This window comes from Bacillus sp. J14TS2, from assembly GCF_018333015.1.
Lineage (GTDB): Bacteria > Bacillota > Bacilli > Bacillales > Bacillaceae_C > Lederbergia.
The window spans coordinates 138,297-156,203 of the sequence record NZ_BORE01000011.1; the positions used below are offsets into that span (position 1 = coordinate 138,297).

Annotated in this window: 20 protein-coding genes and 1 riboswitch; of the genes, 10 read left to right on the forward strand and 10 right to left on the reverse strand. The window is 41.3% G+C overall.

Annotated elements, in window-relative coordinates; genetic code table 11:
- Positions 1-92 precede the first annotated feature (92 nt).
- A riboswitch (SAM riboswitch) is annotated at positions 93-214 on the reverse strand.
- A gap of 124 nt (positions 215-338) precedes the next feature.
- The gene (locus tag KI375_RS17575) at positions 339-581 is read right to left on the reverse strand and encodes a DUF2584 domain-containing protein (RefSeq protein WP_212974761.1); all 243 of its coding nucleotides are present in this window, start codon (positions 579-581) and stop codon (positions 339-341) included.
- Positions 582-616: 35 nt separating this feature from the next.
- Positions 617-1,420 (reverse strand): alpha/beta hydrolase family protein, encoded by an 804-nt coding sequence (locus KI375_RS17580; protein ID WP_212974762.1) that lies wholly within the window; start codon positions 1,418-1,420, stop codon positions 617-619.
- Positions 1,421-1,936: 516 nt separating this feature from the next.
- On the opposite strand from KI375_RS17580, the gene KI375_RS17585 reads away from it, so the two are divergent.
- From KI375_RS17585 to KI375_RS17595, 3 genes are all read left to right on the forward strand, one after another.
- Complete coding sequence (locus KI375_RS17585) at positions 1,937-2,899, forward strand: ABC transporter substrate-binding protein (protein WP_374706866.1); 963 nt, start codon at positions 1,937-1,939, stop codon at positions 2,897-2,899.
- A gap of 193 nt (positions 2,900-3,092) precedes the next feature.
- Positions 3,093-3,860 carry an ABC transporter ATP-binding protein gene (locus KI375_RS17590; protein ID WP_212974764.1) on the forward strand — a complete coding sequence of 256 codons (768 nt, stop codon included), beginning with the start codon at positions 3,093-3,095 and terminating at the stop codon, positions 3,858-3,860.
- The gene (locus tag KI375_RS17595) at positions 3,850-4,653 is read left to right on the forward strand and encodes an ABC transporter permease (protein ID WP_212974765.1); all 804 of its coding nucleotides are present in this window, start codon (positions 3,850-3,852) and stop codon (positions 4,651-4,653) included. Before KI375_RS17590 ends, KI375_RS17595 begins: the two co-directional genes overlap by 11 nt.
- A gap of 45 nt (positions 4,654-4,698) precedes the next feature.
- Here KI375_RS17595 and ytkD read toward each other — a convergent pair whose 3' ends face one another.
- Both ytkD and KI375_RS17605 read right to left on the reverse strand, forming a co-directional pair.
- The gene (gene ytkD / locus KI375_RS17600) at positions 4,699-5,175 is read right to left on the reverse strand and encodes an RNA deprotection pyrophosphohydrolase (RefSeq protein WP_212974766.1); all 477 of its coding nucleotides are present in this window, start codon (positions 5,173-5,175) and stop codon (positions 4,699-4,701) included.
- A gap of 108 nt (positions 5,176-5,283) precedes the next feature.
- Positions 5,284-5,634, reverse strand: a complete 351-nt coding sequence (locus tag KI375_RS17605) for a hydrolase (protein ID WP_374706864.1) — start codon at positions 5,632-5,634, stop codon at positions 5,284-5,286.
- A 199-nt stretch (positions 5,635-5,833) separates the two neighbouring features.
- On the opposite strand from KI375_RS17605, the gene KI375_RS17610 reads away from it, so the two are divergent.
- A complete protein-coding gene (locus KI375_RS17610; protein ID WP_212974768.1) occupies positions 5,834-6,085 on the forward strand; it encodes a DUF6154 family protein in 252 nt (83 codons plus the stop codon).
- 259 nt (positions 6,086-6,344) lie between these two features.
- Here KI375_RS17610 and KI375_RS17615 read toward each other — a convergent pair whose 3' ends face one another.
- A complete protein-coding gene (locus KI375_RS17615; protein WP_242698082.1) occupies positions 6,345-6,788 on the reverse strand; it encodes a Dps family protein in 444 nt (147 codons plus the stop codon).
- A 188-nt stretch (positions 6,789-6,976) separates the two neighbouring features.
- On the opposite strand from KI375_RS17615, the gene KI375_RS17620 reads away from it, so the two are divergent.
- The 4 genes from KI375_RS17620 to KI375_RS17635 are packed head-to-tail and all read left to right on the forward strand — an operon-like array spanning position 6,977 to position 11,457.
- The gene (locus KI375_RS17620; protein WP_212974769.1) at positions 6,977-7,561 is read left to right on the forward strand and encodes a TetR/AcrR family transcriptional regulator; all 585 of its coding nucleotides are present in this window, start codon (positions 6,977-6,979) and stop codon (positions 7,559-7,561) included.
- Entirely contained in the window at positions 7,554-8,822 is a 1,269-nt protein-coding gene (locus KI375_RS17625) for a cytosine permease (RefSeq protein ID WP_212974770.1), read from the forward strand. The genes KI375_RS17620 and KI375_RS17625 overlap by 8 nt, the downstream gene beginning before the upstream one ends.
- Positions 8,822-9,916, forward strand: a complete 1,095-nt coding sequence (locus tag KI375_RS17630) for an S-methyl thiohydantoin desulfurase family protein (protein WP_212974771.1) — start codon at positions 8,822-8,824, stop codon at positions 9,914-9,916. The genes KI375_RS17625 and KI375_RS17630 overlap by 1 nt, the downstream gene beginning before the upstream one ends.
- Positions 9,913-11,457, forward strand: coding sequence for a hydantoinase/oxoprolinase N-terminal domain-containing protein (locus tag KI375_RS17635; protein WP_212974772.1), 1,545 nt, complete (start codon positions 9,913-9,915; stop codon positions 11,455-11,457). Before KI375_RS17630 ends, KI375_RS17635 begins: the two co-directional genes overlap by 4 nt.
- 129 nt (positions 11,458-11,586) lie before the next feature.
- Here the strand turns inward: KI375_RS17635 and KI375_RS17640 are convergent, their stop codons facing one another.
- Both KI375_RS17640 and KI375_RS17645 read right to left on the reverse strand, forming a co-directional pair.
- Entirely contained in the window at positions 11,587-12,066 is a 480-nt protein-coding gene (locus KI375_RS17640; protein WP_244852800.1) for a hypothetical protein, read from the reverse strand.
- Positions 12,063-13,367, reverse strand: a complete 1,305-nt coding sequence (locus tag KI375_RS17645) for an ABC transporter substrate-binding protein (RefSeq protein WP_212974773.1) — start codon at positions 13,365-13,367, stop codon at positions 12,063-12,065. The genes KI375_RS17640 and KI375_RS17645 overlap by 4 nt, the downstream gene beginning before the upstream one ends.
- 215 nt (positions 13,368-13,582) lie before the next feature.
- Between KI375_RS17645 and yidD the strand changes: the two genes are divergently transcribed.
- Both yidD and KI375_RS17655 read left to right on the forward strand, forming a co-directional pair.
- Positions 13,583-13,831 carry a membrane protein insertion efficiency factor YidD gene (yidD, locus tag KI375_RS17650; RefSeq protein ID WP_212974774.1) on the forward strand — a complete coding sequence of 83 codons (249 nt, stop codon included), beginning with the start codon at positions 13,583-13,585 and terminating at the stop codon, positions 13,829-13,831.
- Between the two features lie 193 nt (positions 13,832-14,024).
- On the forward strand, positions 14,025-14,177 hold the full coding sequence (locus tag KI375_RS17655) for a DUF1540 domain-containing protein (protein ID WP_212974775.1): 153 nt from the start codon (positions 14,025-14,027) through the stop codon (positions 14,175-14,177).
- Positions 14,178-14,219: 42 nt separating this feature from the next.
- Here KI375_RS17655 and menC read toward each other — a convergent pair whose 3' ends face one another.
- The 3 genes from menC to menB form a co-directional block, all read right to left on the reverse strand.
- Positions 14,220-15,326 carry an o-succinylbenzoate synthase gene (gene menC / locus KI375_RS17660; protein WP_212974776.1) on the reverse strand — a complete coding sequence of 369 codons (1,107 nt, stop codon included), beginning with the start codon at positions 15,324-15,326 and terminating at the stop codon, positions 14,220-14,222.
- Positions 15,323-16,810 carry an o-succinylbenzoate--CoA ligase gene (locus tag KI375_RS17665; RefSeq protein WP_212974777.1) on the reverse strand — a complete coding sequence of 496 codons (1,488 nt, stop codon included), beginning with the start codon at positions 16,808-16,810 and terminating at the stop codon, positions 15,323-15,325. The genes menC and KI375_RS17665 overlap by 4 nt, the downstream gene beginning before the upstream one ends.
- A 270-nt stretch (positions 16,811-17,080) precedes the next feature.
- Complete coding sequence (gene menB / locus KI375_RS17670) at positions 17,081-17,899, reverse strand: 1,4-dihydroxy-2-naphthoyl-CoA synthase (protein WP_212974778.1); 819 nt, start codon at positions 17,897-17,899, stop codon at positions 17,081-17,083.
- Positions 17,900-17,907 lie beyond the last annotated feature (8 nt).

The window sequence follows — 17,907 nt, forward strand, 5'->3', positions numbered from 1 at the left end:
GAGATTTTTATACTGCTTCTCTCTCTAAAAAAACGAAAAACCTTTCCCGTATAAAAATAGAGGAAAGGTTAATTTCTTATCCGAGCCTTTCACTCTTATCGTCCAAGGCCATTGCCTTGCACCAGGTTAGCACCTTGCTGCGGAAAATCAATTGATTCGCAGTAGGTTGCTGGGTTTCACAGGGCCTGTTCCCTCCACCATCTCAGGATAAGAGTATCCGTTCAATGTAAAATCATAACGCAAAATTCGCTAAGGGTCAAGTGAAGATTTTTTTCATCCTTGAGGAATTTATTAAACAGAAAACGTCCACTGCTCATTCACAATGGACGTTTCAAATTTTAATTACTGGAATGTAAGGCAAGCAGCTGATAAGTAATAATCGTTTGATTCTCCTCCCACTCAACCTTTTTTATCTTGGCAGTGGCTCGGTAGTCACTTTCGATCGTATGCCTTACCTCAATGGGGATATCAATTGGATACAGGCGATATCCGGCTTTTTTTAAAATAAATTGATTATCCTGTTGTCTACTCTCTTTTCCTTTTGTGATGATCATTGTATTTAGTTCCAAGGGCATTCCCATGACAATCCCCCATTTCAAATATTAAATGATTATATTTATATTATATCGTGATTACTCTGTTGTTTCATCCAATAGCAAAGATCTTTTACAATTTTCCGATTGATCGCTGGTGGAAAATAATGAGTATAGTGCTCAAAATACCAGGTTTCCACTTTTTTTCCCAATGTCTGTAGTCTTTTTTCTAAGCGGTGTGCATGCTCGATCGTCACATTGTCATCAAGGTTGCCATGAATAATTAAAACAGGCGGTTTCATTGCTTCCATTTCATATAGCGGTGTGCGCCATTGATATTCTTCTTGAGAGGTCTTAGGTGAACCACCAATCACTCTTTTCATCATCCTTCTCATATCAATCCGCTCTACATAAGTTAAGGCCACATCAGATACTCCTCCCCATGTTACCACTGAAGCAGCATGATCATATTCCAATCCTGTTAGCAGTGCCATCACACCTCCTCGCGAAAAGCCAAAAATATGAATGCGTTTGGCCAAAACACGGGGATGCATCTGTAATAACATAAAGCCGGAAAAAGCGTCATGGCGATCTTTACCGGCAAAATCTTCATTCCCCTCGCCCCCACGGTTTCCTCGGTAAAAAGGGGCAAAGACTATAAAACCTTCTGAAGCAAATTGGGCAATTCTTGCTGGTCTCACCATCCCAACATTCTTGATCCCGCCCCGTAAATAAAGGAATCCTTCATACTCTCCCACTTGCTTTGGCTCCGCTAATAGACCTTTTATTCTTAGACCTTCTGACAAATAGGTAACCAAATATAATTTTACTTGCGGGTTTGGTGAAGGAAATATTTGTTTTTCCAGGATTTGTCCATCTTGTCGCATCGATCTTCGCTCCTTAAATTTTGCTTTCCTCTAGGCTATCACACAATTTCCTGATTCTCATATAATAATTCTAAATTGGATGCACACACAAGAAAAGCGCAAGGCGCCCGCCTATCGGCGACAAGCAAATGTTCTGAGACAAAGAAAGGCGTTCTTTGCCTTTCATTGGCTCAGGTTATTTGACCTCGAGCCGATGGCGCCTGGAGCTAGACACCAATTGTAAGATAAGCAACTTATCCACAAACGACAATTTTATAGTTTCCAAAGCAAGAACAACAGCATAAGCGCCCGTTTATTGGCGTACAAATTTATAGGTTTCTGACAAGATAAGGGAAACACAGTGAAAACGATCCGATGTTGACTTACTCAATCAGCAAACGTAAATTTGCTAGTCGCTGGACGCTGGAGCTGGATGATAACTCTTGAAGTTATCTTCAGGCAGCAATTCTGTAAAATCCTAAGCACCGAGGAGGAAACCCCATGAAGGCAATGGTGAAATTTGGCTTTGTGATTGTAATGGCTTTTCTAACAGCCTTCGTCTTAACCAGTTGTTCGCAAAAAGATTCGTTAGAAAAAGTAAAGCTCGCTGAAGTGACTCGCTCTATCTTTTATGCTCCCCAATATGTTGCCCTTGAAAAAGGTTTTTTTGAAGATGAGGGATTGGATGTTGAACTCACAACGACTTGGGGTGGAGATAAAACAATGACCACCCTGCTAGCAGATGGGGCGGATATTGCACTCGTTGGATCTGAGACATCGATTTATGTAGATGCTCAAGGTGCTTCAGATCCCGTAATTAATTTTGCGCAATTAACAAAAACCGATGGCACCTTCCTTGTTTCCCGTGAAGAGATCGATGATTTTGATTGGGAAATGCTCAAAGACTCCACTTTCCTGGGGCAAAGAAAAGGAGGAATGCCACAAATGGTCGGCGAGTTTGTGCTCAAAAAGCATGAAATTGACCCCCATGCTGATTTAGAGTTGATTCAGAATATTGATTTTGGCAATATCGCTAACGCTTTTGCCTCAGGCACAGGGGATTTCGTCCAACTTTTTGAACCAACGGCGTCTGTTTTTGAAGAAGAAGGAAAAGGCCATATCGTCGCTTCTTTTGGCGAAGAATCAGGGCAGGTTCCTTATACCACCTTTATGGCGAAACAAAGCTATATCAATGAAAATCCGGAGACTGTTGAAAAATTTGTCCGCGCCATGGATAAAGCGCAAGCCTGGGTAGAGAAAGCTACTCCAGAAGAAATTGCGAAGATCGTTACCCCTTATTTCGAAGATGCTGATGTCGACACCTTAGCCATTGTCGTGGAACGTTATCGGAGTCAAGGCTCCTTTGCAACTGATATGAAATTAACCAGAGAAGGTTGGGAAAATTTACAGGCGATCATGGAAGAAGCAGGAGAACTTCCTGAAAAAGTAGATTATGAAAAGCTTGTCAATACCTCAATTGTCGATGAAGTTTCAAAATAAATTCGGAGCTGTTGAGAAGTTACGCATTTTATAGGGAAACTTGCGCAAAACCAGTGCGAAGTCGCGCATTCCCAGGCTATTTAGGGCAAGTTCAGGGGATTGCTGCGCAGCTTGCGCATTTCCAATTCGAAGCGGCGCATTTTAAGTCCAAATAATGGCAGGAAATACCATACTTACAGAAGGAGGACCGCTCATGAGTTTTATTGAAGTGGAACAAGTCGGTCACCATTATTTTACTCCCTCCACTGCGACGACAGCTTTGGAGGATGTATCTTTTACTATTCAAAAAGGAGAGTTTGTTTCTTTTCTCGGACCAAGTGGATGTGGGAAAACGACGATGCTTTCGATTTTGGCTGGCTTAATCTCCCCTACATCAGGGCATATTCGCATCGATCAGCAAGCCCTTGCTCAAGATACAAATTTTATTGGCTATATGCTGCAGCAGGATTATTTATTTCCCTGGAAAACAATTGAGGAGAATATCCTACTTGGGTTAAAGATAAATGGCCGATTAAGTTCAGAAACCAAGCAAAGTGCACTAAGCTTTTTAAACCAAATTGGCTTAAAAGGCGTCAATCAGCAAAAACCACAGCAATTATCTGGAGGCATGCGCCAACGGGCAGCACTCGCTCGAACAATGGCCGTGAATCCAAAGCTTCTGTTATTAGATGAACCCTTTTCCGCATTAGATTATCAAACAAAATTAAAATTAGAAGATTTGGTTGCAGAAATTTTAAAAGCCTATGGGAAAACAGCGATTTTGGTTACCCATGATATTGGTGAGGCGATTTCCATGAGTGACCGTGTTTTTCTTTTTTCGGGAAGCCCTGGAAAAATCCATCGCATCTTTGATATCCCAAAGGAATTGCGAGTGTTAAAGCCTTTTGATGTAAGAAGTCAAGAGGTTTATAATCAGATCTTTCAAACGATATGGAAGGAGTTGGAAACTCTTGAAGGCTAATCATCCTGATCTCCTCCATGCCCACTATAAACAAACACTTTTGAAGGAGAAAAAATGGGTACTGTTCTATCAAATCTTGATTTTTCTTTTGTTTTTTTCTCTATGGGAGGCCGCAAGTCGACTACATTGGATCGATCCACTTATTTTCAGCTCTCCTACGAAAGTAGCTTCGTTATTAGTGGAAAAAATTGCCGATGCTTCCTTGTTTACCCATTTAGGTGTGACCGTTTTTGAAACAGTGGTGGGCTTTATTTTAGGAACAGTACTCGGCACTATACTCGCTGCGATTCTCTGGTGGTCGCCTTTCTTCTCAAAAATATCTGACCCTTATCTCGTGATTTTAAATGCGATGCCGAAAGTGGCACTTGGTCCGATTCTTATTGTCGGCCTTGGTCCAGGTTTTTCCTCGATCATTGCCATGGGGACACTTGTATCAGTGATTATTACCACGATTGTTATCTATGCCTCATTTCGCGAAGTGGATGATCATTATATCAAAGTATTAAAAACATTCGGGGCCTCGCGCAAGCAAATTTTTAAAGAAGCGATTTTGCCCGCTTCCTTCCCGACCATTATTTCGACGTTAAAAGTCAATGTGGGGTTATCCTGGGTTGGCGTCATCGTTGGAGAATACCTTGTTTCTGCAAAGGGTCTTGGCTATATGATCATTTATGGATTTCAAGTGTTTAATTTCACCCTTGTCATGCTCTCGCTTCTCTTGATCGCTATTTTTGCGACATTGATGTATAAAGGGGTCGAATGGCTCGAAAGAAGATTATTAAATGAAAAATAGCTTTATATCCAAAGACGTGGACCCAATAATTGATCCACGCCTTTTTTATTGAATCCCCCTATTTTTCAGCTGCTCAAGGGCCAGGGGGACGACCTTGTCCTTCATAATGAAGCTAAATCGATCAGTATGTATTGGGGTTAAAAGTTCATCGTCTAGCAGTACCGGACCTTTTGTTTCCAAATAATCATCTTTTTTCTCTAATTTGTGAATGTCCGCATACATAATCGCTTTGACAAAAGGAGTGGAAGAAGACTCTTGCACTTGATATTCCCCAACATAGGAAAGGGTTGTAATCACCCCACCTGTTTCCTCCCATACCTCTCTTTTCGCTGCTTCTTCAACCGTTTCCCCAACCTCTAGTTTCCCACCTGGAAATTCTAATCCCCGCTTAGTATGATCTGTCAGCAGCCAATTTCCTTGATAACGACAAATCACGAAGACATGCTGCGCCTTTAAAGGAAAAGCTTCCCGCTGAAAAACAAGTTTGACTTGAGATCCGTTTTGATCAATAAATTCATACATCCGCGCATCCCTCCCCCTCTACTATAACCGCTGAGAAGAAACAGAGGAAACAATACCCCTCCACATTACCGATTACAATTTGTTTTTCAGTAATCCTTTACCCCTTTATCACATCGGGGGACTGTCCCCATTATTGTCCCCATTATTTAAAATCCCGATGCTATCAATATGATTTTTTGTTTCTTGGTCCCCTAATTCGTAGATCATTTGATAAATTTGGGTTAAATTTGCGTCATATCTATCATTTGTGGGGTCATTGTGATATTCTACCCAAGGAATATGTGCACGGGCAAAGTCTGCTATGCTGTTGGTATAATTGGAATCGAAAATTTGCCGAAACTTGCTTATTTGCTGTTCTGTGGCATTTATTTTAAACTGCCATGGTGAGACATTGGGAGTTGAAAAGATTTCTCCTGCGCCAATGGATATATAATAGGTCTGGCGATCTTGTTGATCCACATTCATCTACCTCCAAGTCAATGTAATCCAAAAGTCATCACTTTTGATGATTATGCATATTTTGCTGCATTTCATCTTATTTTATTCTTAAAGGGTTCTAACACATAGGAATGTAGATTAAGGAAAATATACGAAGGTAGGATTGTTTTTTCAAAAGAAGGGTAAGAAAAAGTAAAAAGCTAAAAGGGAGGTGCTAAGAATGAAGCTTGTAGATGAATTATTTGCAATGTACCAAGACAAAATTACGGATGAAGAGGATTTAGACATGATCACTTTCGCTGTTCTCGAGCATTATAATAAAAAAGAACTTATGCAAATCGTCCATGACATGAATGAATTTGAACTGCAATATTTTATCCGAATGTATCTATTGGAATCCCTCAAAGGGAAAATGGAACAGTCCGAAGTTCATGACCAATATCCTTCTAAACATTCAAAATTCTATCACTAATACATATGAATGGGCTTCTCTCCCCGGAAATGGGCTTCTCTCTCCGGAATTGAGCTTCTCTCTCCGGAATTGGGAGCTTCTCTCTTCGGGAATGGGCTTCTCTCTTCGGGAATGGGCTTCTCTCTTCGGGAATGGGCTTCTCTCTTCGGGAATGGGCTTCTCTCTTCGGGAATGGGCTTCTCTCTTCGGGAATGGGCTTCTCTCTTCGGGAATGGGCTTCTCAATAAAAAAACTTGGTGCACTATGGCACCAAGTTTTTTTATTTTCCGAGAAAAGCTCGTAGCATCCAATTATGTTTTTCCAAACTTGTGTGGATAGCTAGGAACATATCAGATGTGGATTCATCTCCTGCTTTTTCGGCTATTTCCATTCCTTCGTTTAATTCATCAATTAATATTGTAAAATCATCGACGATTGATTGCACCATTCCATTTGCATCTAAGGTTTCTTCTACTTCTCCGATGCTTGCCATTTGTAGGACATCTTTTAGCGTGGCAACGGGAGAACCACCAATTGACAGTAATCTTTCCGCCAATTCATCAATATTCTCATCAGCTTCATTATAAAGTTCTTCAAATTTCACGTGCAGAGAAAAAAAATGTGGTCCTTTCACATACCAATGATGATTATGTAATTTCGTGTAAAGGACAGTCCAGTTCGCTACTTGTTTATTCAACACTTCAATAACTTGTGTGTTTGTCAATATTATCACTCCCTTTAATTATATATACCCGGCTTTCCCGATTTGAAACATGTTTAGATTCCCCTTTTTCAAAAAAATTATTCCACCCTGCCGTTACATATTTATTCCGAATCACGTATAAAAAACCACTTGAATTTCGACAAAACTTGCTATATTATTAACCTAACGATCATTAGGTGGTGCATATTTTGACGAAAGATAAAATTTTATCAGCGGCGATCAATCAGTATTCGATGTTTAATTATCATGGGGCTACCATGCAAAAGATCGCGAAAGAGGTAGGAATCAAGCCAGCATCTATCTATTTTTTTTATAAAAATAAAGAGGAGCTATTTATTGCTGCTTTCCAAAAATTATTGGAGTCACATTTTGAACAAATGAAAATAATATTAGCGGAAGTACAAGGCAAGGGAATTCTTGAAATTTTCCACTCTTTATTGTCTGGGACTGTTGCCTATCACAAAAGTCATATGCAAGAAACAAATGCTTATATTTCCCTTGTGGCTTCACCACCGGCTGAAATGAAGCAGTTTCTTCAAGAGCATATGAAAACATTTGATATATGGATGTTTGATTCCTTAGTGGAACTTGCAAAGCAAGATTTTCCCCATTTAACTGAAAAGAAAGCAACCATGCTGACAAAGCAATTTGCTTTACTTATGGACGGGATTTTCTGGGAAATCAATCTTTATGATGACGAGACCCTGCAAGAACAAATAAATCAAGCAAATACAATCATGGGAATACTATTGGAGGAACTACAACATGAATAATGATTATGAAAGACAGCCTGTCCCTATAAGTGAAAGAAAAAGATGGTATTCCATTAGTTTAGTTTGGATCGCAGTGGGGATTGACCTTTCTGCCATGCTATTTGGAGCTGAATTAGGAGCTGGGATGAATTTTCAAGATGCATTGCTTGCAGTTGTAATTGGCTCCGCGATTCTAGGCGTATTAGCCGCCTTTTGTGCCTATGTCGGGGCGGTCACTGGTTTATCCACTTCGATGATTTCCAAATTTACCTTTGGAGCAAATGGAGCGAAATTTGTTTCTCTGTTTTTAGCCGTCTCTCTACTTGGTTGGTTTGGTGTGCAAACTGGATTTTTTGCAGAAAATGCCTTTGCGGCTATCAAAGGCGTTGTAGGATGGGAGATTCCCCTTCCTCTATTGGCTGGAATTGGCGGGATCTTAATGATGACGACTGCTGTTCTTGGCTATCGCGCGATTGAGAAGCTAAGCTCATGGTCTGTGCCTTTACTTTTGATATTAGTCATTTTATCCGTGATTCTAGCGATAAAAAAATACGGTGCAAGTGAATTATCAGCACCTGTTGAAAATATATTCTCATTTGGTATGGCGATTTCCCTAGTCATTAGTGTTTTTGTTGTCGGAGCCGTGATTTCACCAGATGTATCTAGATGGGCTCGAACGAAAAAGGATGCGATTCTCGCTTCTTTCTTTGGTTTTTTCTTTGGTAATAGCTTTATGATTGTGATTGCGATGATTCTCTCCAGAATTATGGATGAGAGCGACCTCACAACGATTATGATTACAGTTGGCTTAGGGGTTCCAGGCATCTTAGTACTCATTCTTGCACAGTGGACAACCAATACCAATAATGCTTATTCATCTGGATTGAGTTTGTCTGTGATTTTTTCAAAGACAAATAAGGTTGTGCTTACGTTAATTGCCGGGATTATCGGAACTTTACTTGCTGTCTTAGGAATTTATGATTATTTCATCGATTTCTTAACAATTATGACGATGTTTATCGCCCCCATTGGCGGGGTATACACGGCTTCTTACTATATCGGCGGGCAATCGTTGTTCAAAAATAGGAACAATCAAGCCTATAAATTCCTACCCTTGCTTGCCTGGGTGCTGGGTACTCTCATTAGCTGGTTGACAATGGAAGGTCCGATTGGCTTAGAACTATTCACACTCACCACAATCTCATCGGTAGATAGTTTTCTAGTCGCCTTTCTTTTCCAAGCGATTTTCATTATTTTATTTAAACAAAGGAGAGCTGTCTAATGAGATGGTTACATGAAAAAGATATAGAAAATATTGCGATCGGTGCCACTGTCCTTGGCACTGGTGGGGGCGGAGATCCTTATATTGGAAAGATGATGGCCTTATCTGCCATTAAAAAATTTGGTCCAGTCCAAGTGATATCCATCGATGAATTGAATGAAGATGATTGGGTACTCCCAGCCTCTGGGATGGGCTCCCCAAGTGTGTTAGTTGAAAAAATCCCTTCCTTTGAACAATTATCAGCTCCATTACAAGCCTATGAAAAAGCTGCTGGCAAAAAAACGGATGTAGTGATGCCAATCGAAGTCGGTGGTGTCAATTCTTTAATTCCCGTCGCTGTTGCTGCGATGAATGGCATTCCGATATTAGATGGAGATGCAATGGGACGGGCTTTTCCTGAGGCGCAAATGGTTACCTTCCATTTGGACGGATTAAAGCCAAAGATCGTGACGATTGGCGATGAGCAAGGTAATACGGTCACCATCGAACCTGTGGATGGTTTTTGGAGTGAAAAATTAGCGCGAAATATTACGATTTCTATGGGAGGTTCTTCAATTGTTTGCGATTATGGAATTACTGGTGAACAAGCGCAGAAAAGTGTGATTCCTGGGACGCTCACGCTCGCGCAAGAAATCGGGGCTTTATTATCAGAGAACCGTACCGCTAAAATCCATCCGATTGAACAAATGCTGAAGTTACTGAAAGGATATCGTCTTTTTAAAGGAAAAGCGACTCACATAAAAAGGGGAATCCAAGGTGGATTCACGCGCGGAGAAGCTCAGTTTGATGGAACCGATGATTTTGATCAACAAGCCTGTACCTTGCATTTCCAAAACGAGCATTTATTAGCAGAAATAAATGGAAAGCCGATTGCGATGACTCCTGATTTAATCGCTGTTTTAGATGAAGAAACCGGAATGCCGATCACAACAGAAGGGTTAAAATATGGCGCACGAGTCGTCATAGTCGCGTTCCCGGCCCATGATAAATGGCGGAGTAAGATGGGGATTGACACAGCAGGTCCTCATTATTTTCAGTATCCGTATGATTATAGACCCTTGGAATCGTTAGTAAAGGAGCATGCAAACAAATGATTAGACTCGGAATTGATGTTGGTGGAACCAATACAGATGGTGTGCTTTTAAACGCGGATAATCAAGTGTTGGCAAGTGCAAAACATGCTACAACCGCGGATATTTTTACAGGTATGGAAAAAACGATTGAAGCCTTGGTCGAGGAAGCAAGAATAAATGTGCAAGAGATTCAAGTGGCGACATTAGGGACCACGCATTGTACGAATGCGATTGTGGAACGAAAAGGATTAAATAAAGTCGGCATTATCCGCTTGTGCCTACCTTCTGGGACAACCGTTCCTCCGTTAATTGGCTGGCCAGAGGATTTAGTGGAGAAGCTGCAAGTGACGACAGTGCTTGTTCATGGCGGCTATGAATATAATGGAGAACCGATTTCTGCACTGCACTATGATGAGCTCGAACAAGCTGTCCAACAATTCCGTGGAAACGTCGATTCAATTGCTATTTCTGGGGTCTTCTCCCCTGTTTTAAATGAACAGGAAAAAGAAGTAGCCGCGTTTTTAGAAAAAGAATTACCAGGTATTCCATTATCGCTTTCAAGTGAAATTGGTTCAATTGGATTAATCGAACGCGAAAATGCGACAATTTTGAATGCGGCTTTGATGAACACAATTAAACATGTTACAACAGGCTTTCAACAAGCATTAGAGGAGCAAGGGATCGAGGCGCGAATTTATTTAGGACAAAATGATGGTACCTTAATGACGCATGAATTTGCTCAAAAATATCCAATTTTCACGATTGCTTGTGGACCGACAAACTCAATTCGTGGGGCGGCTCACCTTTCACAAGAACCCAATGCGATTGTCGTCGATATTGGCGGGACAACAACGGATATTGGTGTGCTAAGTAATAGCTTTCCAAGGCAAACTTCGCTAGCCGTAGAAGTCGGAGGAGTACGCACCAATTACCGGATGCCGGATATTTATTCAATCGGCTTAGGTGGTGGTACCCGTGTTCATTTACAGGACGGAACTTGGAAAATCGGACCAGATAGTGTCGGTCATCAATTAACAGAAAAAGCGATTGTCTTTGGCGGCCAGGAATTAACGGCTACAGATGTAGCGATTGGTGCAGGTATGATGACGATTGTCGGGACAAACAGTGATCAGCTTGCCTCCTATCCGATTGACAATATTTATCCTGCCCTTGTCGAAATGGTCGAAAAGGCGATCGATCGAATGAAAACAAGTGCAGAAGCTTTGCCAGTGGTCCTAGTTGGCGGTGGTGCCTCCTTAATGCCCAAGGACTTACAAGGCGCTAGTCAAGTCATTCGCCCAGCCCATGCTGGTGTCGCCAATGCGATTGGGGCGGCTTTGGGAGATATCAGCGGCACCGTTGAACGGATTTATCCGTTAGACAATCAATCCCATCAAGAAGCAATTGAAGAAGCCAAGGCTGAAGCAATCCAAACCGCAATTGCAGCAGGAGCCAATCCAGATCAAGTCGATATCATCCAATTAGAAGACTTTCCCCTTGCCTATCTGCCTGGCAACGCGATCCTCGTGCGAGTGAAAGCGGCGGGACCTTTGAAGCTATAAAGAAATTGAGCTTAAGATCAATTGAGCCATGTTGATCTTAAGCTCTTATTTTGGTTTGCATGCGTGGCTTTCTTAGATATTGCGCTCCTTCTTCCTGCATTGCGCTTCTCTAGCCGATCTCAATAACTCTTATTTATGATGAACAATAAACTTCGGTTCATAATCACTAATCACTTCAAATACCCCATCATTATATAAAAATAAATGATGTTCAACATCCGGAAAGTCGTCACTCCCCATATATCTCAGTTGATCAAACCACTCAATGAAATCAGAGTTTTCCATCTTATAAAAGCAGGCCGCTGCCGGATCGATGTTATTTTCATCTTCAGCTTCGACTACAAGGTTGGTTAAATCTGTCCTGGGTATTTCGCCTGCATACCGAAATGACCAGACAAAATCATTCATATTCGACATTTGATCGTAAATAATATCAACCGCGTTCCCATGAATATCTATTAATTTTAAATAAAGACCATGATCTGTATAGTTAAAATGGGCATTGGTCATTTGTCCATTTGCTAAATGTTTAACTGGTTGCCAAGCTATTAATTTTCGCTGATCCATTTTGTCCCCTACTTTCATTGTAAATATGTCTAGCTTATTCAATTTTGTCCTTCTAGCTCCTTCAAAACAATTTCACCGCGTTCTTGTAACCATCTTACAAATTCAGGCGGGGTTAGGCCTGACTCGTAAAAATCATCAGAAACCCTTCCATGCCATGGTTCTCCAGCGGCCTCAAGAGAGTGCTCAACCTGAAAGCGATTAGCAGATCGCTTTTGAGGTGTACTATCAAACAAAGATTCAATATGAATATCTTGATAGGCAGGTGCCCCTTCACCAAAAACAGCATGAATCTCTTCGTTAACAAGAGGTGAGGCATTCCCCTCGATTGAAAATTTAGTTTGATATTCATCGGATAAAAGGAAATCAATGACACGGAATGCTTCCTCAATCCGTTCACTCGTATTGGTAATCCCAATAACTTCACCACTTGATGTCGGACCAATTCCAGGCATATTATCCCAGCTTGGATATGTCACAATATCCCATTCAAAAGGAGCGTCTGTATACGTCAACGTGCTATCATAAGTTGCATGCATGGCGAGAACCCCTTCCATAAATGCATCATTCAGATCACTAGGGCGTTCTGGATAATTCCCTTGAATATTAAATAATTTCTCCATAAGATCCAAGGTCTTACGGAAGGCTGGTTCCTTATCATACTGTGGATCCCCATTCTCATTCTGGTGATCCACACCATGTTGAGTATAAGCTGAATGAAAGTGAACATGCAAACCATGATATTGAATTCCATCCTTTTCCTGTGTAACTTTTGCTGCTAAATCCGCCACTTCATCCCAGGTCATATGATCCTTAGGATAGTCAACGCCAAATAAGTCAAAAATATCTTTGTTAAAATAAAGAGCACTAAGCCCTCGTTTTAATGGAAGAGCACCTAGGATATTCGAATCAGCGCCAAGAAACTCATTACTTCGGCTTCGCAGTTCATCAACAATATTTGGCTCAATGCGGGAAAGATCAAAACCAACTGTTTCAAACATCTCGCTTAAATCATAAGCCAAATCTTTTTGAAACATAGCGGTTGTGCTCCCTGGGCTTCCTGTCACCCAGAGATCAGGGATATGGTTAGAAGCAATCATTTCCTCTAACTGTTCCGTATTTCCTGAATGTGCCTCCACTTGAGTTATTTCAATATGGTCAAACTGTTTTTCAACAGGCGCTTTAAAGCGTTCAATAAAAGCTTCTTCTGTTCCTGACCATGCCATTGTTAGCTCTACCGTTTCTTTTTCTTCTGAGTGATTCGTATTTTCAGCACAACCGACACTAATCAGGAGAGAAAAAAGAACACAACACCCCAACATATACCTTTTTAAAAAATCCTCCATCCGATCAATCCTTCCTGAAATTAATTTAAAGTTAAGTATAAAAGGATGATCACAAGTGCTCTACACATTATTTGCCCAGATATCTAAATGTTCATATTTTTTGCGCTAGTTAAAAATACAGCCACACAAAATCTTGCGAAACAAAACAAACTCAAATTTTCCCTTTATGTGTTAAACTATTGTCAAACTAACTTTTTGGAAAGAAGAAATTGCCTATGTTAAAATCAATCTTTTTACATCTTATTCGGTTTTATCGCAAATTTATTTCTCCCTTAAAGCCGCCCACCTGCCGTTTTTATCCTACTTGCTCGCAATATGGATTAGAAGCGATCCAGCGGTTTGGTGCGCTTCGTGGTGGCTGGCTCACCATCAAACGAATTGTAAAATGTCATCCCTTTCACCCAGGCGGAATCGATCCTGTTCCTAAAAAAATTGAAAAGTTGAAGCACCAGCCTAATGATTAAAATAACAGGTTTGATGATGTCCTTTTTAAAAATTTTTATATTGCAAATAAGAACCATTCCTAATTTGAGGTATCTCTGATAAAACAAAATCTGGAAGCACTAGAAAAAGCTTTATATGGAAAACGGACATGGTTTACCTACTCCTCGTCAACACTAAAAAGGTATTCACGAAATCTAACGAGGAGTGGTACAAATGGCAGAAGACGTTCTATGTGAAGTGCAAAATTGTCATTATTGGAAAGCTGGAAATCAATGTGGGGCTGATCGTATCTATGTTGTCAGTCAGCATGGTAAAAATGCAACATCCGAAGAAGAAACTGATTGTCAGACGTTTAAGAAGAAATAAACCTCCGCAAACTCAAAACCCGAGCTTTGACTGCTCGGGTTTTTATTCGATGATTTCTGTATGTAGACGCGCTTCCTCCAGCCGCCGTTCGTTTAATGAAAAGCCAATTCCGGGAAGAGTGGGAACGGTAATTTTCCCTTTCTTCATCTCAATGGGCGGATCAATAAGATCTTCTTGCCAATAATGGGTAGATGGGGATAGATCCCCCGGCAGGGTGAAGCCTGGAAGTGAAGCGAGGGCTAAGTTATGGGCTTTCGAAATACCAAATTCGATCATGCCGCCACACCAGACTTGGAGCTGGTTTTCTTGGCAAAGATCATGCATTTGCTTAGCATTTGCCAGTCCCCCAACACGCCCTACTTTGATATTGATGATTTGGCAGCTTCCCAATTGAATTGCACTTCTGGCATCATGAACATCGGTGATGCTTTCATCTAAGCAAATCGGTGTTTTGATTTGTTTTTGCAAAATGGCATGTTCAACGAGATCTGTTGGTCCAAGAGGTTGCTCAATCATAAGCAAGCCAAATTCGTCCAATGCACGAAGACGGTCGACATCAGCCAGAGTATAGGCGGAATTGGCATCCGCCATCAAAGGTAGATCTGGGAATTCCCTTCTGATCGCCTTGATAAATTTGCTATCATTAGCAGGACTAATTTTTAATTTGATGCGTTCAAATCCTTGTTCCGAAAAGCGCTCAATCTGTTTCAAAGCTTCCGTTACATCTTGTGTTGCCACAACCGCTCCGGCCAGCACTTCGTTGCGTGTCCCGCCAAGTATCGCAGCAAGAGACTGACCTTGTCGTTTGGCATACAAATCCCATAACGCTGTTTCAACACCACCTTTGGCCATTGGATTCCCCCTTATACTGGAGAATTCACGCGTAAACTCAGAGGGGTGAGCGAATTTTTTTTGCAAAATCACAGGTAAAATAAAATCTTTTTGCATATGATATGCGGTCTTCACTGTTTCTTCTGTATACCACGGTGAGGAAAAAGCAACTGTTTCTCCGTATCCAACTTCGCCCGCGCGATCCCATAATTCAATTAGGATTGCTTCCCGCTCGCGCACGATCCCTAAATGAGTGGAAAATGGCTTTTTTAAAGGCATCGACACAATCGAGATCCGGGCCTTCACAATATCGATCATGAATGTTTCCCCTCTTCTAGATAGTCTAGTAGCTTGCGGCGCAATAATTTATTAGAGGCATTCCGTGGTAAAGTTTCAACTGGAATGATTTTTTTAGGTACTTTATATGCCGCCAGCTGAGTGCGACAAAATTGGATAATCTCCGTCTCTGACACAGACTTTCGCATAACGACAAAAGCAAAGGGTACTTGTCCCCATTTTTGATCTTCCGCACCTGTAACACCTGCTTCAACGATCGCCTCATGTCCCAGTAACACTTCCTCGATTTCTGCCGGATAAATATTTTCTCCCCCTGAAATAATTAAATCCGAACGACGATCCAACACATATAAAAATCCTTCTTCATCCAGATAGCCGATATCTCCTGTTTTAAACCAGCCCTGTTCAAAAGCCGTTTGATTGGCTTCAGGACGAGCTAGATATCCACTTGTAATATTCGGACCCTTTAATTGAATCTCTCCTAGTTGCTTTGGCACAGCTTCTTCGTTATGTTCATTCATAATTCGGATTTGGGCTGGGAAAAGCGCCTTTCCTGCTGAACCTAATTTTTCAAACGCATCTTCCGGGCTTAGTGTCGCAATTTGCGAGGATGTCTCCGTCATACCATATGTTTGAAAAACCGGGATCCCTTTATTAACACATTTTTCTAAAAGCGGTAAGGGCGCCGGTCCTCCACCAAGTAACATACAGCGAAAATGCGGATGATAATTTTTCGCTCCTAAACCATCAAGCATGCGATTCATCATGGCAGATACAACAGACATAATCGTCACTTGACCGGATTGGAGTAAAGTATTGACTTTTTCCTCATCAAATTGTTCCAGCAAATAAACTGGCATCCCATAAATGATACTTCTCATTAAAATTGAAAGACCACTAATATGAAAAAGAGGGACCACGCAAAGCCAGGAATCTTCTTCATGCAGCCCTAAATTAAGAGAAGAACCAATCGCACTCCACCAATGATTGCCATAAGTTTGCTGTACGCCTTTGGGCTTGCCTGTCGTACCTGAGGTATACATAATGGAGCAAGTTGCCGCCAGGTCGTATTCATCTCTTATTTCCAACGGCTGATCGGGGAATTTTTCGTATTGAGTCGTTGTATAAATTCGCAGTTGGAGGTTTTCACCACGGAGTTCATTCGCTATTTCTACAAATGTGTCATCACAAAAAAGAAGTTCTACTTGACTATCTTGCAATTGAAATCCTAATTCTCCAGAAGTTAAACGAGGGTTTAAAAAAACCGTTTCGATCCTAAGTTGTTGAAGGGCATGAATGAGCCACACCATTTTCGGATGATTTTTCATTAAAATTGCGGCCCGTTGGTCTTGTTTTTTTAGACATGAAGCTAGCTTCTTTTGCAAATTCTGGGCAATCTCTTTCATTTCTTGAAAAGTCCATACTTGGTCTTCATATACTAATGCAGGTTTATTCGGACTTATATGACTTCGCTGCAAAAGCCAATTGGGGATCCTCTCTCCCATTCATTTCACTCACTTTCTGTAAAATTTTCATGCTTCCTAAGAAAAGCGCAAGCACCTTGATGTAAGAAGAAAGGCTATATTCGTGCCGTCCTTCGCTTCGTCTGCACTAGGACATCCTATCCTGTATGTCGTAATGCCAATGGACTCTCTCCTGCGAGCCTCAAGCTGACGGCACCTGGAGCTGGACACAACTGCATAGCCTTAAAGCAATCTTAAGAAAAATTTTATAAAAAGACTTGGTGGCATGCCACCAAGTCACCCATAACGATATTAAGGAAAACGCGGGAATTGATCAAAGTCTGGTTTACGTTTTTCTTTGAAGGCATCACGGCCTTCTTTTGCTTCATCTGTTGTGTAATAAAGCAATGTAGCGTCTCCAGCCAGTTGTTGGAGCCCTGCTAGACCGTCGGTGTCAGCATTGAATGCTGCTTTTAGGAAGCGCAAGGCTGTTGGGCTTTTTTCGAGCATTTCTTCACACCATTTCACCGTTTCCGCCTCTAATTGGTCGAGTGGCACAACTGTGTTGACTAAGCCCATATCTAACGCTTCTTGTGCATTATATTGACGGCAGAGAAACCAAATTTCTTTCGCTTTCTTATGCCCGACAATCCGAGCTAAATAGCCTGATCCGTATCCGGCATCAAAGCTACCTACATTTGGTCCAGTTTGCCCAAACACAGCATTATCAGCGGCAATTGTTAGATCGCAGACAACATGAAGCACATGTCCGCCACCGATCGCATATCCGGCAACCATAGCAATGACTGGTTTTGGAATGACACGAATAAGTCTTTGTAGATCAAGGACGTTCAAGCGTGGGATATTGTCTCCACCGACATAACCACCATGGCCTCGTACCTTCTGATCTCCACCTGAACAAAAAGCTTTCTCTCCTGCCCCTGTTAAAATAATCACGCCAACTTCTTTGTCATCACGAGCATAGGCAAAAGCATCCATTAGCTCTGTTACAGTTTCCGGCCTGAATGCATTATGTACATGAGGTCGATTGATTGTAATTTTGGCAATGCCATTATATGTTTCATATAAAATATCTTCATACTCTTTTTTTCTAGTCCATTGAATCGACATAATCTGAC

Bases quoted from the DNA above. Each gene is read 5' to 3' on its own strand.
- menB (WP_212974778.1), bottom strand. From the start codon at position 17,899: ATGTCGATTCAATGGACTAGAAAAAAAGAGTATGAAGATATTTTATAT.
- yidD (WP_212974774.1), top strand. From the start codon at position 13,583: ATGTTAAAATCAATCTTTTTACATCTTATTCGGTTTTATCGCAAATTT.
- KI375_RS17610 (WP_212974768.1), top strand. From the start codon at position 5,834: ATGAAGCTTGTAGATGAATTATTTGCAATGTACCAAGACAAAATTACG.
- KI375_RS17655 (WP_212974775.1), top strand. From the start codon at position 14,025: ATGGCAGAAGACGTTCTATGTGAAGTGCAAAATTGTCATTATTGGAAA.
- KI375_RS17590 (WP_212974764.1), top strand. From the start codon at position 3,093: ATGAGTTTTATTGAAGTGGAACAAGTCGGTCACCATTATTTTACTCCC.
- KI375_RS17580 (WP_212974762.1), bottom strand. From the start codon at position 1,420: ATGCGACAAGATGGACAAATCCTGGAAAAACAAATATTTCCTTCACCA.
- KI375_RS17575 (WP_212974761.1), bottom strand. From the start codon at position 581: ATGGGAATGCCCTTGGAACTAAATACAATGATCATCACAAAAGGAAAA.
- KI375_RS17645 (WP_212974773.1), bottom strand. From the start codon at position 13,367: ATGGAGGATTTTTTAAAAAGGTATATGTTGGGGTGTTGTGTTCTTTTT.
- KI375_RS17665 (WP_212974777.1), bottom strand. From the start codon at position 16,810: ATGGGAGAGAGGATCCCCAATTGGCTTTTGCAGCGAAGTCATATAAGT.
- menC (WP_212974776.1), bottom strand. From the start codon at position 15,326: ATGATCGATATTGTGAAGGCCCGGATCTCGATTGTGTCGATGCCTTTA.
- KI375_RS17585 (WP_374706866.1), top strand. From the start codon at position 1,937: ATGGCTTTTCTAACAGCCTTCGTCTTAACCAGTTGTTCGCAAAAAGAT.
- KI375_RS17630 (WP_212974771.1), top strand. From the start codon at position 8,822: ATGAGATGGTTACATGAAAAAGATATAGAAAATATTGCGATCGGTGCC.
- KI375_RS17625 (WP_212974770.1), top strand. From the start codon at position 7,554: ATGAATAATGATTATGAAAGACAGCCTGTCCCTATAAGTGAAAGAAAA.
- KI375_RS17635 (WP_212974772.1), top strand. From the start codon at position 9,913: ATGATTAGACTCGGAATTGATGTTGGTGGAACCAATACAGATGGTGTG.
- ytkD (WP_212974766.1), bottom strand. From the start codon at position 5,175: ATGTATGAATTTATTGATCAAAACGGATCTCAAGTCAAACTTGTTTTT.